This is a genomic window from Caulobacter vibrioides OR37, from assembly GCF_000372645.1.
Lineage (GTDB): Bacteria > Pseudomonadota > Alphaproteobacteria > Caulobacterales > Caulobacteraceae > Caulobacter > Caulobacter vibrioides_E.
On record NZ_APMP01000025.1, the window covers coordinates 22,549 to 37,027 of the forward strand.

The 14,479-nt window shown below is 69.7% G+C and carries 16 protein-coding genes; 11 read left to right on the plus strand and 5 right to left on the minus strand.

The features are described from left to right. Positions 1–2: 2 nt before the first annotated feature. Positions 3–731, minus strand: a complete 729-nt coding sequence (locus OR37_RS16110; RefSeq protein WP_004622162.1) for a GNAT family N-acetyltransferase — start codon at positions 729–731, stop codon at positions 3–5. Further along, positions 728–1,348 carry a TlpA family protein disulfide reductase gene (locus tag OR37_RS16115; protein ID WP_004622165.1) on the minus strand — a complete coding sequence of 207 codons (621 nt, stop codon included), beginning with the start codon at positions 1,346–1,348 and terminating at the stop codon, positions 728–730. Before OR37_RS16115 ends, OR37_RS16110 begins: the two co-directional genes overlap by 4 nt. Here OR37_RS16115 and argH point away from each other — a divergent pair, their 5' ends adjacent. The 4 genes from argH (at position 1,349) to OR37_RS16135 (ending at position 6,068) form a co-directional block, all read left to right on the plus strand. After that, a complete protein-coding gene (gene argH, locus OR37_RS16120; RefSeq protein WP_004622167.1) occupies positions 1,349–2,770 on the plus strand; it encodes an argininosuccinate lyase in 1,422 nt (473 codons plus the stop codon). After that, positions 2,749–3,090 (plus strand): hypothetical protein, encoded by a 342-nt coding sequence (locus tag OR37_RS16125; protein WP_419144120.1) that lies wholly within the window; start codon positions 2,749–2,751, stop codon positions 3,088–3,090. Before argH ends, OR37_RS16125 begins: the two co-directional genes overlap by 22 nt. Before the next feature lie 9 nt (positions 3,091–3,099). Further along, positions 3,100–4,365 (plus strand): diaminopimelate decarboxylase, encoded by a 1,266-nt coding sequence (lysA, locus tag OR37_RS16130; protein WP_004622171.1) that lies wholly within the window; start codon positions 3,100–3,102, stop codon positions 4,363–4,365. Positions 4,366–4,454: 89 nt separating this feature from the next. Then, positions 4,455–6,068 (plus strand): methyl-accepting chemotaxis protein, encoded by a 1,614-nt coding sequence (locus OR37_RS16135; protein ID WP_004622173.1) that lies wholly within the window; start codon positions 4,455–4,457, stop codon positions 6,066–6,068. A gap of 116 nt (positions 6,069–6,184) precedes the next feature. Here the strand turns inward: OR37_RS16135 and OR37_RS16140 are convergent, their stop codons facing one another. Together OR37_RS16140 and OR37_RS16145 are read right to left on the minus strand one after the other, a co-directional pair. Further along, positions 6,185–6,766, minus strand: coding sequence for a phosphoribosyltransferase (locus OR37_RS16140; RefSeq protein ID WP_004622175.1), 582 nt, complete (start codon positions 6,764–6,766; stop codon positions 6,185–6,187). Next, the gene (locus OR37_RS16145) at positions 6,708–7,664 is read right to left on the minus strand and encodes an MJ0042-type zinc finger domain-containing protein (RefSeq protein ID WP_004622177.1); all 957 of its coding nucleotides are present in this window, start codon (positions 7,662–7,664) and stop codon (positions 6,708–6,710) included. Before OR37_RS16145 ends, OR37_RS16140 begins: the two co-directional genes overlap by 59 nt. A gap of 58 nt (positions 7,665–7,722) precedes the next feature. On the opposite strand from OR37_RS16145, the gene ftsE reads away from it, so the two are divergent. Genes ftsE through OR37_RS16165 form a run of 4 tightly spaced genes read left to right on the plus strand, consistent with a single transcriptional unit; the run spans position 7,723 to position 10,641 of the window. After that, a complete protein-coding gene (gene ftsE, locus OR37_RS16150) occupies positions 7,723–8,430 on the plus strand; it encodes a cell division ATP-binding protein FtsE (RefSeq protein ID WP_081612971.1) in 708 nt (235 codons plus the stop codon). Next, positions 8,427–9,320 carry a cell division protein FtsX gene (locus OR37_RS16155; RefSeq protein WP_004622180.1) on the plus strand — a complete coding sequence of 298 codons (894 nt, stop codon included), beginning with the start codon at positions 8,427–8,429 and terminating at the stop codon, positions 9,318–9,320. The genes ftsE and OR37_RS16155 overlap by 4 nt, the downstream gene beginning before the upstream one ends. Next, positions 9,317–9,934, plus strand: coding sequence for a YdcF family protein (locus OR37_RS16160; protein WP_004622182.1), 618 nt, complete (start codon positions 9,317–9,319; stop codon positions 9,932–9,934). The genes OR37_RS16155 and OR37_RS16160 overlap by 4 nt, the downstream gene beginning before the upstream one ends. Then, entirely contained in the window at positions 9,931–10,641 is a 711-nt protein-coding gene (locus tag OR37_RS16165) for a lysophospholipid acyltransferase family protein (RefSeq protein ID WP_004622185.1), read from the plus strand. Before OR37_RS16160 ends, OR37_RS16165 begins: the two co-directional genes overlap by 4 nt. A gap of 16 nt (positions 10,642–10,657) precedes the next feature. On the opposite strand, the gene OR37_RS16170 is transcribed toward OR37_RS16165, so the two are convergent. Then, positions 10,658–11,233, minus strand: a complete 576-nt coding sequence (locus OR37_RS16170) for a gamma-glutamylcyclotransferase (RefSeq protein ID WP_004622188.1) — start codon at positions 11,231–11,233, stop codon at positions 10,658–10,660. Positions 11,234–11,261: 28 nt separating this feature from the next. Between OR37_RS16170 and OR37_RS16175 the strand changes: the two genes are divergently transcribed. The 3 genes from OR37_RS16175 (at position 11,262) to hisC (ending at position 14,347) form a co-directional block, all read left to right on the plus strand. Further along, entirely contained in the window at positions 11,262–12,284 is a 1,023-nt protein-coding gene (locus OR37_RS16175) for a DUF2125 domain-containing protein (protein WP_004622190.1), read from the plus strand. Positions 12,285–12,389: 105 nt separating this feature from the next. Beyond that, the gene (locus OR37_RS16180) at positions 12,390–13,190 is read left to right on the plus strand and encodes a chorismate mutase (RefSeq protein ID WP_004622192.1); all 801 of its coding nucleotides are present in this window, start codon (positions 12,390–12,392) and stop codon (positions 13,188–13,190) included. Between the two features lie 44 nt (positions 13,191–13,234). Then, on the plus strand, positions 13,235–14,347 hold the full coding sequence (gene hisC, locus OR37_RS16185) for a histidinol-phosphate transaminase (RefSeq protein WP_004622194.1): 1,113 nt from the start codon (positions 13,235–13,237) through the stop codon (positions 14,345–14,347). Positions 14,348–14,479 lie beyond the last annotated feature (132 nt).

Here is a 14,479-nt window from a genome sequence, read left to right on the forward strand (position 1 = left end):
CGTCAGCGCGTCCAGTAACGATATCGATAAGCCGGCGCGAAGCCTTCGGCGGCGTAGAGGGCGATGGCCGGGGCGTTGTCGGCCTCGACCTGAAGCCAGGCCTGATCGGCGCCCAGCGCCATGGCCTCGGACAGCAAGGCGCGAAGAACCCGCCGCGCCAGGCCCTTGCGACGGTGATCGGGCGCGGTGCGCATTCCGAAGACGCCGACCACGCCAGCGCTGATCGCCGCGCAGCCGATCGCGGCGGGCGCGCCGGCGATGTCCAGCCGGGCGAAGCGGGCCGGCGCGGGGATGCGGTTCAGCGCCTCGATGCGCTCGCGGCCATCCTCCGGATCGCCGGCCGTGGCCGTGAACACCGTCTCGAAGGCCGCGTCCGGCGCGGCGGTCACCTGAACGTCGGGATCGCCGGCCCCGCTCGTCGGCCCCAGCATCACCTGGGTCTCCTTGGTCGCCGCGTAGCCCCGCGCCGCCAGACGCTGGGCCAGATCGGCCGGCGCGACGAGGCCATCGGTCAGCTTGAAGCGCGGCGGCAGGCCTCGCGCGGCGAACCAGGCCTCCGCCGCGTCCAGCGCCGCCTCGGGATCGCGATCCGGCGCGGCCAGAGGCCAGCAGGCGTTGATCCGCATCGAGCGGCCGGACGAGGCGTTGAGCCGCCAACCGCCCAGCCTGGCTCGCTCGCGCGCCGGCCAGGCGTCGTCGGCCAGCGGTTCAAGGGCGGCGGCGTCGATCACTCGGCCAGCAGCTTTTCGACCAGGCCCTTGGCCTCGGGGCTGGCCCAGTCGGCCGGACCGGTCATCCGCGCGCGCTCGCGGCCCTGCTTGTCGTAGATCACCGTGGTCGGAAAGCCGCCAGCCTTGGGGTCCAACGCGAACGACATCCGATAGGACGGATCGCGATAGGTCTTCAGCGGCGGGTTGGCGGCCATTTCCGCGGTGACCAGGTTGAGGTCGCTGTCGCGGTCGACGCTGATCGGCAGCACGGTCAGCGGCTGAGTGGCGTAGGCGGCTTGCAGCTTGGCCAGGGTCGGCATCTCGGCCTTGCACGGCGCGCACCAGGTCGCCCACAGGTTCATGACCACCACGCGCCCCTTGAAATCGGCCAGGGTGGCGGTCTTGCCGTCGAGGCCGGTGAAAGGCGTGGCGGGCGCGGCGCGCGGCCCGGCGGGCACGTCCAGCTTTTCCAGCGACGCCTTCTTGAATTCTCTGAGGTCGGCGGGACCATGGGGTTTGAACGAAGCGGCGGCGATGACGTATAGAACCGCCGCCACGCCGACGAGGATGACGCCCCCCAGCGCCATCCTCATGGGATTGCGCTTCTTGGCCGCCGCCTCCGATTGGACTTCGCTCATATGACCGACAACGCCTCCGATACGCCCAAGGCCGGGAAGGGCCAGGGTCAAGCCATGTGGGGCGGTCGCTTCTCGGCCAAGCCCGCCGAGTTGATGCAGGCGATCAACGTCTCCATCGGCTTCGACAAGCGCCTGTGGGCGCAAGACCTGGCGGGCTCCCGCGCCCATGCGCGGATGTTGATCAGCCAAGGTGTGATTGCAAGCAGCGATGGCGAGGAAATCCTCGAAGGCCTGGCCAAAATCGAGGACGAGATCGCCACGGGGACCTTCCCGTTCCGTGACGAGTACGAAGACATCCACATGAACATCGAGGCGCGGCTGCGCGAGCTGATCGGCCCGACGGCCGGCCGGCTGCACACGGCCCGCTCGCGCAACGACCAGGTGGCCGTCGACTTCCGCCTGTGGGTGCGCGACGCCGCCGACCGCACGGTGGGTCAGTTGGAAGCGCTGCAAAAGGCCCTGCTGGCCCAGGCCGAGGCTCACGCCGACGCCCTGATGCCGGGCTTCACCCATCTGCAGCCGGCCCAGCCGGTGACCTTCGGCCACCATCTGATGGCCTATGTCGAGATGTTCGGCCGCGACGCCAGCCGCTTCCGCGACGCCCGCGCCCGGATGAACGAGTGCCCTCTGGGCGCGGCGGCCCTGGCCGGCTCGCCATTCCCGATCGACCGCCACGCGACCGCCGCGGCGCTGGGCTTCGACCGCCCGACCGCCAACTCGCTGGACAGCGTCTCGGCGCGCGACTTCGCCCTGGAGGCCCTGTCGGCCGCCTCGATCACCGCCACGCACCTGTCGCGCCTGGCCGAGGAGATCGTGCTGTGGACGACGCCGATGTTCGGCTTCATCAAGCTGACCGACGCCTTCACGACCGGCAGCTCGATCATGCCGCAGAAGAAGAATCCCGACGCGGCCGAGCTGATCCGCGCCAAGGTCGGCCGGATCCTGGGCTCCCTGACAACCCTGACCGTGGTCATGAAGGGCCTGCCGCTGGCCTATTCCAAGGACATGCAGGAGGACAAGGTCCCGACCTTCGAGGCCTTCGACGCCCTGGAGCTTTCGCTGCTGGCCATGGCCGGCATGGTCGCCGACCTGACCCCGAACACCGAAAACATGGCCAAGGCGGCCGGCGCGGGCTTCTCGACCGCGACCGATCTGGCCGACTGGCTGGTGCGGACGCTGAACATGCCTTTCCGCGACGCCCACCACGTGACAGGCTCGGCGGTGAAGACGGCCGAAGGCCTTGGCGTTGATCTGGCCGATCTTACCTTGGAGCAATTCCAGGCGATCGAGCCCCGGATCACCCAGGACGTCTACGCCGTCCTGACCCCGGCCGCATCGGCGGCCAGCCGCATGAGCTATGGCGGGACCGCTCCCGCCCAGGTCCGCGCCCAGATCGCGCGTTGGAAGGAACTGCTGGCATGACGCGCTCTAACAAGAACATGGGCCGCCCCCTGACCGCCCTGGTCCTGGTCGCCCTCGCCGCGACCGCCGCCGCTTGCGGCAGGCAGGGCGAGCTGGAACGCCCCGCGCCGCTGTGGGACGCCCAGAAGAAGGCCGCCTGGCAGGCCGAGCGCCGCGCCGCCTCGGCCCAGGCCAACCAGCCCGCCCGTCCGGGCGGCGACCAGGAGATCCGTGACCCGGCCTCCAGCAACCGCACGGTCCGCCAAGCCCCGCTGCCCGGCCAGAACGATCCGTTCGGCGGCCAGACCGCCAAGGGCTTCCCCGGCGCCACGCCCAACTAAGGCCTTCCGTTGAACCACTTCGAATACGGCCCCGAGGGCCTGGCCTGCGAGGGCGCGCCCCTGGCCAAGATCGCGGCCGAGGTCGGCACGCCGGTCTATGTCTATTCCCGCGCCACGCTGGAGCGGCACTTCACCGTGTTCCGCGACGCCCTGATCGCGGCCGGCGTCGTCGATCCGCTGGTCGCCTATGCCGTGAAGGCCAATTCCAACGTCGCGGTGCTGAAGGTGCTGGGCGACCTCGGCGCCGGCGCCGACACGGTCTCGGAAGGCGAGGTCCGCCGCGCCCTGGCGGCCGGCATCCCGGGCGAGCGCATCGTCTTCTCCGGCGTCGGCAAGGCCCGACGCGAGATCGAATTCGCGCTGAAGGCGGGCGTGGCCGAGATCAACGTCGAGTCCGAGCCAGAGCTGAACCTGATCGCCGCCGTCGCCGCCGAACTGGGCGTCCGCGCCAAGGTCGCCTTCCGGGTCAATCCCGACGTCGCGGCCGGCGGCCACGCCAAGATCGCCACCGGCAAGTCCGAGAACAAGTTCGGGGTCTCGTTCGCCGAGGCCGCGCGTCTCTACGCCAACGCCAGCAACAACGCCAACCTCCAGCCTGTCGGCGTGGCCTGCCACATCGGCAGCCAGATCACCGACTTGGCCCCCATGCGCGCCGCCTTCACGAAGATGCGGGGCTTGGTCGAGCAATTACTGGGCGAAGGGCTCTCGGTCGAGCGGCTGGACCTGGGCGGCGGCCTGGGCGTGCCGTACTTCAACCATCCCGAACCGCCCTCGCCCGCCGAATTCGCCGCGATGGTCGGCGAGGTCACCAAGGGCCTGCCCGTGCGCCTGGCCTTTGAGCCTGGCCGCGTGATCGCCGCCAACGCCGGGGTGTTGGTCGCCGAGGTCATTCACGTCCATGAACGTCCGGAAGGCCGCAAGTTCCTGGTCATCGACGCGGCCATGAACGACCTGGTCCGCCCGGCCATGTACGACGCCTTCCACGATATCCGCCCGGTGGTGAAGCGCCCTGGAGAGACGGTCTACGACGTCGTCGGTCCGGTCTGCGAGACGGGCGACACCTTCACCCGCGACCGCCCCCTACCGACCTTCGGCGCCGGGGACCTGCTGGCCTTCATGTCGGCTGGCGCCTACGGCGCGGCCATGGCCAGCGAGTACAACACCCGCCCGCTGGTCCCCGAGGTTCTGGTCGACGGCGACCGTTACGCGGTCATTCGCAAGCGGCCGACCTATGACGAGATCCTTGCCCGCGACCTTATGCCCCACTGGATATAGGTAATTATACGGACGCGAGAGCGCGTTCCGCGACACGCGCGATTAACCACCGCCGCCGCAGAGTGCGCGCCGACCTCGGGAGGGCGAAGTTGGCGTTGGCGAACCTGATCGAATTCGACAGCATCGAGGCTCAGCGTAAGCTTGGCGGCAATCTGGTGCTGGCTTGCATCGCGGCCTTGGCGCTGATCACGCCGGGCGCGGCGCTGTTGGCCGGACGCGCGCCCCTGCCGCTGTTCGGCGGGTCGCTGCTGCTGGCGGGCCTGGCTTGGGGCGGCTTCGCGATCTGGCGCGACAACGCCGCTCAACGGATCTCGACGGCTCTGACCTTGATAGGTCAGGTCAGCCTGTTCATCGCCGCCTTCCAGGGCAATCCGCTGCAGGCCGACGCCCGCATGGCCTATCTGGCCGCCCTGGCCCTGCTCGTCGCCTATGGCGACTGGCGCGCCGTCGCCGCGGGCGCGGCGGCCATCGTCGGGATCGAGCTGGCCATGGCCGCCCTGGCCCCACACGTCCTGATGGGCGGCGAGGTCACGGTCCTTCGCCTGGCCCTCGACGCCGGCGTCACCATGGCCACCGCCTGGTCGCTGATCTGGCTGACCGCCGGCGTGTCGCGTCTGTTCGTCACCGTGACCGCCCGAACCGACAGGGCGCTGGACGCCGCCGCCCGCGCGGACGCCGCCAACGCCGAGGCCGAGAGCCAGCGCGCCGCCCGCGACGCGGCCAATGCCGAGCAGGCTCGCGCCAAGGCCGTGCTGGAGGCCGAGCAGACCCAGGTCGTCGAGGCGCTGGCCACCGCTCTTGGCCATCTTTCGCGCGGCAACCTGACCTGGCGACTGGAGCAGTCCTTCGCCGCCCGCTACGAATCGCTGCGCGCCGACTTCAACGACGCCCTGGCCAAGCTGCAGGCCGCCATGCGCGAGATCGCCGGCAACGCCGCCAGCATGACCGCCGGGGTCGCCGACATGTCCCGCGCCTCGGACGAGCTGGCCCGCCGCACCGAGCATCAAGCCGCCAGCCTGGTGCAAACCACCGCCGCCCTCGGCGAAATCACCGTCGCCGTCCGCAACACCGCCGACAGCGCCAGCCAAGCCAACGCCGCCGCGGCCTCCGCCCGCCTGGAGGCCGAGCGGTCGGACCCGGTGGTCAGCGAGGCCGTCGAGGCCATGACCCTGATCGAGACCTCCTCGGGCCAGATCGGCAAGATCATCGGCGTGATCGACGAGATCGCGTTCCAGACCAATCTGCTGGCGCTGAACGCCGGCGTCGAGGCCGCCCGCGCGGGCGAGGCCGGCAGGGGTTTCGCGGTCGTCGCCCAGGAAGTGCGGGCCCTGGCCCAGCGCTCGGCCAACGCCGCCAAGGAAATCAAGGACCTGATCAACGTGTCGGGTCAGCAGGTCAGCGCCGGGGTCGAGCGCGTCGGCCGCACCCGCGAGGCCTTGCAGCGGATCATCGCCCGCGTCGCCGAGATCGACGCCCAGGTCAACGCCATCGCCGCCTCGGCGCGCGACCAGGCCCAGGGCCTGGGCGAGGTCAATACGACCATGGGCGAGATGGACCGCGTGGTGCAGCAGAACGCGGCCATGGTCGAGGAGACCACCGCCGCCGCCCACGCCCTGCGCAGCGAATCCCAGGAACTGGCCGACCGCGTCGACCTGTTCGAGATCGGCCAGGCGGCGACCGCCCGCCAGAAGCGAGCCGCCTAGACCTAGAGCCTGCCCGCTTCAAATGGAACCATTTGAAGCGGATAAAAAGGCTTTAAATTCAAATCTTTAGAGCGCGTTCGAGCGGTTCAGTCGCTCACACCTAAACCTAACGCACCCTAGTCCAGGGCGCCGATGTAGGGCAGGCCTCGGCTCTTGCCCTCGTCGTCGAGGCCATAGCCGACCAGATAGCGCGCCGGCGCTTCCCAGGCCACGAAATCGGGCTCCATGCCGCGCGAGGTCGGCCAGGGCTTGCGCGCGAACACGGCGGTCAGCACCTCGCTGGCGCCGGCGTCCTTGACCAGGCGCGCCGCTTCCGACAGCGACAGGCCGGTGTCGAAAACGTCGTCGACGACCAGCGCGCGACGACCGATCAGCGGACGTTGCAGATCGGCGCGGACCTCGCAGCGGCCGGTGCTCTTGCGCTCGTCGTGATACGAGGCCAGCCACAGGGCGTCGAACCGCACGTCGCGTCCCGCCCGGTAGAGGGCGCGGGTCAGGTCGGCGGCGAACCACAGGCCACCGGTCAGCAGGCAAACCACGACAGTGTCGTCGTCGATGCGGGGCGCGATGGCCTCGGCCAGCTTTTGGACCCGCTCGGCGATCTCGGTGTCCGAGATCAGGACTTCAGGCTTCTGGCGATCATTCATGGTGGGCGGGTTCTTGAGAGTCGGAAGGAGGAGCAGCCTCCCCGCTCTCATGTCCCGGGGTGTCCTGTCCAGCCGCTTCCTGCGGCGCGGCGGCGTCCTGGGCCCCTCTGAGGGCCAGTTCGGGGTGCTCGCCCCCCTTTTCGGGGACCTTCAACGCGGCCTTCACGGCCTGAGCGGCTCCGGCCTCGGTGGCGAAGCCGATCTGCAGGTCCTTGGCCGTGCGCGGCGGATCCAGGAACGTGATGGCGAAATGGCGGACCTCGCCGGGCGGGATCTTCGGATCGTCGGCGGCCGCCAACTGGCCCGCCACGCGCTTGGCCTTGGCGTTCAGCAGCTCCACCCGCAGCGGCGGCGAGACGACGGCGTGCTCGGTGATATTGCGGATCTCGCCCGTGATGGTCACGGCGGCGCGACCGTCCTGCATGGACGGCTTGGCCTTCAGGCTGTCGCGATTGATCACCAGGCCCACGGTGTTCACCGGCAGACCGACGGCGGCGTAGGCGCCGGCGGAGCCAGGCAGGATCTTGACCACGTCGAGACGGAAGATCAGGGCGGCGACCACGATCACCGCCATCGTGGCGGCCATGCCGGCCCAGACGATGCCGGTGGTGGTCGCGGCGCGTAGTCGCCGCTCGGCGTCGGCGCGGGCGCGGAAGACCTTGGGCAGCTCCTCGCCCGGCAGGGCGCTGACCGGCGGCTCGACCTCGGCTTCGGCCTCGGCGACGGGCTCTTCCAGCGATCCGGCCCCCTCGGCGAGATCGGCCAGGGTGGGCGTTTCGGGCTCGTCGAACAGGTCCAGCGGCTCTTCGTTACGGGCCGTCCAGCGATGACCGCACGAGGCGCAGCGCACGACACGACCCGTCGGCCCGACCTTGGAGTCGTCGACGAAATAGCGGCTGGCGCACTCCGGACAGGTCAGTATCATGGCCGCGAATCGAACGATCCCCACAACTCTCTCCGGGGTCGCCGATTTTAACCCTGATGTCCAGAAAGCCCAGTGACGCGCCTTGCGGATCGACACAGAACAGGGCGATGACGCCGTTCCGGTTGTCCGCTTCGAAGGCGTCTCAATGCGCTACGGCCGGGCGCCGGAAACCCTCAGGGATATCAGCTTCTCCCTGGATCCAGGCTCGTTCCATTTCCTGACCGGCGCCTCGGGCGCGGGCAAGAGCTCGCTGCTCAAGCTGATCTACCTGGCCCACCGTGCGTCACGGGGTCGCGTCGAGCTGTTCGGACGCGACGTCAGCCTGACCCATGCCCGAGACCTGCCCTTCCTGCGCCGCCGCATCGGGGTGGTGTTTCAGGAGTTTCGGCTGCTGGAGCACCTGTCGGTGTTCGACAACGCCGCCCTGCCGCTGCGCATTCTGGGACGAAAGCCCGCCACCTATCGCGACGATGTCGCCGAGCTGCTGACCTGGGTCGGCCTGGGCGAGCGGATGCACGCCCTGCCCGCCACCCTGTCCGGGGGCGAGAAGCAGCGCCTGGCCATCGCCCGCGCCGTCGTGGACCGTCCCGACGTGCTGCTGGCCGACGAGCCGACCGGCAATGTCGACCCGGCGATGTCGCTGCGCCTGCTGCGCCTGTTCGTCGAGCTGAACCGGCTGGGCGCCACGGTGCTGATCGCCACGCACGACGACGAGTTGGTGGCCCGCGCCGCCCAGCCCGTCCTGCACCTCGAGCACGGTTCTCTGATCGCCTCGGGCGCGCGCCGATGAGCGCGCTCTTCAGGGTGGATCGCTGGAGACCGGGCCCGCTGCTGCCGCCGCGCGACTCCCGCGACGGCGCGCTGATCTTCGTGGTGGCCGTGCTGTGCTTCCTGGCCTGCCTGACCGGATTCGCCGCCCTGGCCTCGAACCGCGCCGCCCACGGCTGGACCGCCCAGCTGACCGGCTCGGCCACCGTCGTGGTCCGCGCCCGGGCCGGCGAGACGCCCGACAGCGCGGCCGCGCGCGCCGCCGAGACCCTGGCCGGGGTCAAGGGCGTGACCGAGGCCCAGGCCCTGCCCCGCGAAAAGGCCGAAGCCCTGCTGGAGCCCTGGATCGGCAAGGCGGCCCTGGTCGACGACCTGCCGACGCCGCGCTTGGTCACCCTGGACCTGGCCCCGGACAATCCGCCGACCGCCGAGGTCCTGGACAAGGCGCTGAAGACCGCCGGCGTCGACGCCACGGTCGACGATCACAGCCGCTGGATCGCCGATATCGAGCGCGCCGCCAATCTGGCGCGACTGGCCGCCCTGGGCGTCTTCGTTCTGATCGCCGCGACGACCGCCGCCGTGATCGCCTTCGCCACGCGCGCGGGCTTGGCCGCCCGCCGCGACGTGATCGAGGTCCTGCACTTCTCGGGGGCCGAACAGAGTTTCATTTCCAGCCTGTTCCAGAACCGGTTCGCGGCCATGGGCGCGCTGGCGGGCTTGCTGGGCGGGGCTGGCGCGGCCATCATCGGCGCGTTGGCGCGCTGGCTTGGCGGCGGCGCGGGACTGGCCCCGGTTCTGCCCCTGGCCTGGATCGATCTGGCCGCCGCCCTGCCCTGCCCGCTGGCGGCCGCCCTGATCGCCGGCCTGTCGGCGCGTCTGGCGGCGTCGCGGATCGTGGGGGACATGCCGTGAAGACACTCGCCGCCTTGCTGATCGGCCTGATGATCTGGGGGCTGGGCCTGCTGGCGTTCACCACCCGGGTCGACCATTCCACGCCCGCGCCCGCGCCGCCGGTCGCCGACGGCGTGGTCGTGCTGACCGGGGCGTCGAACATCCGGCTGGAAGCCGCCACCAAGCTGCTTGAGGACGGCAAGGGCAAGCGGCTGCTGATCTCGGGCGTCAACCGAGAGGCCACCCGGGCCGACGTTCAGACCGTGACCAAGGCCGTGAAGCCGATCTACGACTGCTGCGTCGACCTGGGGTTCTCGGCCGCCAACACGGTCGGCAACGCGCGCGAGACGGCCGAGTGGGCGGCGTCCAAGGACTATGACAGCCTGATCATCGTCACGGCCGACTATCACATGCCGCGCTCGATGCTGGAGCTGCGCGCCGCCATGCCGGGGGTCAAGCTCTACCCCTATCCGGTGAGGACCGACCTCAACGCCCATCGCTGGTGGAAGACCAGCATCAGCGCCCGCCGCATGATCGTCGAATATTGCAAGTATCTGGCGATCCTGGGCCGCGAGGCGTTCCTGGGGCTGGGTCCCAAAGACAAGGCCGCTTCGTCGGCGAAGGACGACCATTGATCTATTTTCGCTCGTTCGTGTTCCAGCTGTTCTTCTGGCTCTGGTCGGTCGTTTGGGCGGTCGGGATGATCCTGACGTTCCCGCTGCCGCGTCGCGCCAACACCTGGTGCCTGCGAACCTGGTCGGGCGGCATCTTCTGGGGCCTGCGCTGGCTGGCCGACGTCAAGGTCGAGGTGCGGGGCGAGCAATATCGGCCGACCGGGCCGGCCCTGGTCGCGCCCAAGCACCAGTCGATGTTCGACGTCTTCAGCCAGTTCTACCTGCTGCCCGACGCCTGCTTCGTGATGAAGAAGGAACTGTTGATGGTGCCGCTGTTCGGCTGGCATGGGCTGAAGGCCGGCATGATCGTCGTCGATCGCGACGGCCACTCGGCGGCCCTGAAGAAGCTGGTCCGCGACGCCGTCGACCGGATGAAGGAAACCCGCCAGGTGGTGATCTTCCCCGAAGGCACCCGCGGCGAGGTCGGCCAGCCCGGCGACTATAAGCCCGGCATCGCGGCGCTCTATCGCGAGCTCAACATGCCCGTGACGCCCGTGGCCCTGAACTGCGGCAGCCACTGGGACAAGGGCTTCCTGCGCAAGCCGGGCACGATCGTCTTCGAATATCTGGAGCCGATCCCCGCCGGCCTGAAGCGCGGCGAGTTCATGCGCGAGCTGCAGACCCGCATCGACGCGGCGACCAAGGCCCTGGAGGACGAGGGGATCTGATTTTCTCCTCCCCGTTTCACGATTGAGGCGCGGTGCTCTCGATCGCCTCGACCATCTTCAGCAGCTTCTCCATCGCCACGTCGCGCACGCCGCCCTCGCGCAGGTGCAGGACGAGGTCGCGCAGATAGTCGATGTTCGGCCCCGACAGCCCCTTGGCCCCGGCGATCAGCGCCGCCTGCTGCTCCAGGGTCAGCGCGCCGGCCCACTGGCTGTGCTTCATGTCCGACAGGAAGACGAGCGCCGGAACCTTTCGCTGGCCGTCCGAGCCGTCCGCGTCCAGCTTCACCTCGCGGGAGGTCTCGAAATAGGTCTCGGTCGGTTGCTCGCGTTCGCGCAGATAGGCGTAGACGCCCGGCCACTCGGACGCCGCGACGCGATAGGCCATGCCGCGCACCGCGCCGCCCGGCGCCAGGCCCAGCACCAGGCCCGGCCGCTCATAGGTGCCGCGATGATGGACCGAATAGATGCAGAAGGCCCGTCGCCGACCGTGGAGCACGGCCGTTCTTCGGTCTATGAACGGGAACCCGGGCCGCCACATCAGCGATCCGTATCCGAACACCCAGCGATCCTCGCCGCCGCCTTCCAAATCCATCATCGATCCCGACCGGACGCGCCCATAGATGACCCATAACGACGCCGCCCCGTCCCGCAAAGCCCCCCAGAAGGCCCATCGCGGCCGCCTGTTCGCCCCGTTCATCCTCGCCGCCCTCGTCGCGGGCGGCTGGAGCTATGGCTGGTTCTGGCTGCGTGGCCAGGCCGAGCAGCGGATGGACGCGGCCTCGGCGTCGTTCAAGGCTCGCGGTTATGACCTGTCTTGGCGCGAGCGAACCTTCACGGGCTTTCCGTTCCGCATGGATGTGAGCCTGGCCGACGCCCGCGTCGCCGAGCCGTCGGGCTGGGCCCTGCGCGCGCCGGAACTGAAGGGCGAGGCCGAGATCTACGATCTCAGCCACTGGGTGATGGTCGCGCCGCAAGGCATCGTGCTGACACGGCCCGAGGCGGGCGACGTCACGATCACCGGCCAGGCCTTGCGCGCCAGCGTCTCGCACCCCGGGGAGCGCCCGCCGCGCATCTCGGTCGAGGGCGCGAACCTGACCTTCGCTCCGGCGCCGAACGCCAAGCCCTTCCCGCTGCTCTCGGCGGCCAACATGCAGCTGCACCTGCGCGCCGGCCCCGACGACCAGGGCGCGATCCTGTTCAAGGCCGACGGCGCGCGCGCCGATTTCGTTGGCCTGCTGGGCCGGATCGTCCAGGATAAGCAGGCCTCGATGGTTCTGGACGCCCGACTGACCAAGGTTTCGGCGCTGCGCGGCCACAGCTGGGCCGACGCCGTCCGGGCCTGGACGACCGCCGGCGGCGCCATGACCCTGCAGGACAGCCAGGTGCTGGCCGGCGACGCCGAGATGAAGGGCAAGACCGGCGCCCTGACGGTCGATGCTGACGGTCGCCTGCAAGGCGCGCTGGACGTGTCGATCAAGGAGCGCCCCGACCTTTCCAAGCCGCTCAAGACCCGCGAACAGATGCTGGCGGCCGCCGCCGAGGCCATGGGCCAGGAGCCGGTGATCCAGGCCAGCCTGAAGTTCGGCGACGGCCGCACCCGGCTGGGCGAGATCGATACGGGACCCTCGCCGCGCATCTTCTGATCGATCGGCGATCGTTCGAGCGCGCAATTTTCTTCCCCGAGGAGGCGGACTATTGCGTGTTCGGCGGCAAGGACTATGGTCCCGCCTCCAATTTCGGGGAAGAACATGGGCAGCGACACGACGGCCGCCACGCCGTCTCTCGAAGAGGTCCGATGGCGGCTCGACGCGATCGACACGGAACTGCTGAAGCTGCTGGACGAACGCGCCAGCCTGGCCGGCGCCGTCGCGGCCGCCAAGCGGGCTTCGGGCGACACGGGCTTTGGCCTGCGCCCCGGCCGCGAAGCCCACATCGTCCGAAAGCTGCTGGAAACGCCGCGCAGGGGCGCCTCGGACGCCCTGGTCATCCGCATCTGGCGCGAGATCATGGCCGACAATCTGGCGCGCCAGGGGCCATACCACCTGGGCGTCTTCGGCGGTCGCGATCCGGCCCGCGCGGTCGAGCTGACCCGCCTGCGCTTCGGAACGGCCCCGCGCCTGTCGATCGCCGCCACCGCCCAGGACGCCTTGGCCATCGCGCGCTCGCCCTGGGGCGTCGGCGTCCTGCCGCTGGCGTCGGACACGCCGTGGTGGGGACGCCTGCTGGCCGAGCCGAAGCTGAAGGTCTTCGCCGCCCTGCCCTGCCTGGCCAGCTGGGGTCCCCAAGCCGCCCTGGCCGTCGCCGAGGTCGAGGTCGAGCCGACCGGCCACGATCAGACCTTCTGGGTCACCGACTCGACCAAGAGCGTCTCGGCCATCGTCGAAACGCTGAGCCAGACCGACGTCGCCGCCGAGCTGATCGCCGAGGCCGGCGGCCTCAGACTGTTCTCGCTGTCCGGCTTCTTCCAGCCCGATGACCCGCGTCTGGCCCGCGCGCCCGGCGCCCTGACGGGCGTCATCGGGGCTGCGCCCGAACAGTTCGACGTGTAAGAGACGCCTCGTCCCCAAGGGGGGTCATAATTCAGAGTACTCCGATGACCGCCGATCGCTTCGCCGCGCCCCGTCCCGTTCCCAAGCCCGGAATCATGGACATCCACGCCTATGTCGGCGGCAAGTCGAAGATCGAAGGCATCGCGCATCCGATCAAGCTGTCGAGCAACGAAAACATCCTGGGCAGCAGCGACAAGGCCAAGGCGGCCTATCGCGACGCCGTAGACCGTCTGCACATCTATCCCGACGGCAAGGCCAATATCCTGCGCGAGGCCGTGGCCGAGCGCTTCAAGCTGGAGCCCGAGCGCCTGACCTTCGGCGACGGCAGCGACGAGATCTTCGCCCTGCTGTGCCAGGTCTATCTGGAGCCGGGCGACAACATCGTCCAGGGCGAGCACGGCTTCGCCGCCTACGCCATCGGGGCCCGCGCCTGCCAAGGCGAGGTGCGGATGGCCAAGGAGATCAACCACCGCGTCGACGTCGATGAAGTGATCAAGTGCGTCGACGAACGCACGCGCCTCGTCTTCATCGCCAACCCGGCCAACCCGACCGGCACCTGGCTGACCGGCGAGGAGATCCGCGCCCTGCACGCGGCCCTGCCGCCGTCGGTCGTCCTCGTGCTCGACGGCGCCTACTCGGAATTTTGCAGCGATCCGCGCTTCGAGGACGGCCTCGACCTGGCCCGCACCGCCGAGAACGTGATCGTCACGCGCACCTTCTCCAAGCTGCACGGACTGGCCGCGTTGCGGGTGGGCTGGGGCTACGCGCCCGAGCACATCATCGCCCCGATCGAGCGCATCCGCCCGCCGTTCAACACCTCGATCCCCGGCCAGGAGGCCGCCGTGGCGGCCCTGTTCGACGACGAGTTCCAGGCCCGTTCACTGGCTCTGGTCGAGCAATGGCGTCCGTGGCTGGCCCAGCAGTTGGGCGGCCTGGGCCTCGACGTCACCCCGTCGGCGGCCAATTTCGTCCTGGCGACCTTCCCGACCACGCCGGGCAAGACCGCCCAGGAGGCCGAGGCGTTCCTGGCCTCGAAAGGCTACCTGGTCCGCGCCGTGGCCAACTACAACCTGCCGAACTCGATCCGCGTCACCATCGGGCTCGAAGAGCATAACCGGGCCGTGGTGGAGCTGCTGGCCCAGTTCATGGGGCGCTAGATGTCGGCGCGTCTCCCGACCTCCCCGGCGAATGCCGGGGCCCAGATCGAACCCACAGCCGCCTTTTGTTTGAATGGGGACAAGAGGCGCATCATCCCAAACCGCTCAGCCTGCATCTGGGCCCCGGCATTC

What these genes read in the sequence shown, in the direction of transcription:
- OR37_RS16115 (WP_004622165.1), bottom strand. Translation starts at nt 1,348, where the DNA reads ATGAGCGAAGTCCAATCGGAGGCGGCGGCCAAGAAGCGCAATCCCATG.
- argH (WP_004622167.1), top strand. Translation starts at nt 1,349, where the DNA reads ATGACCGACAACGCCTCCGATACGCCCAAGGCCGGGAAGGGCCAGGGT.
- OR37_RS16140 (WP_004622175.1), bottom strand. Translation starts at nt 6,766, where the DNA reads ATGAGAGCGGGGAGGCTGCTCCTCCTTCCGACTCTCAAGAACCCGCCC.
- OR37_RS16155 (WP_004622180.1), top strand. Translation starts at nt 8,427, where the DNA reads ATGAGCGCGCTCTTCAGGGTGGATCGCTGGAGACCGGGCCCGCTGCTG.
- OR37_RS16170 (WP_004622188.1), bottom strand. Translation starts at nt 11,233, where the DNA reads ATGGATTTGGAAGGCGGCGGCGAGGATCGCTGGGTGTTCGGATACGGA.
- OR37_RS16175 (WP_004622190.1), top strand. Translation starts at nt 11,262, where the DNA reads ATGACCCATAACGACGCCGCCCCGTCCCGCAAAGCCCCCCAGAAGGCC.
- OR37_RS16180 (WP_004622192.1), top strand. Translation starts at nt 12,390, where the DNA reads ATGGGCAGCGACACGACGGCCGCCACGCCGTCTCTCGAAGAGGTCCGA.
- hisC (WP_004622194.1), top strand. Translation starts at nt 13,235, where the DNA reads ATGACCGCCGATCGCTTCGCCGCGCCCCGTCCCGTTCCCAAGCCCGGA.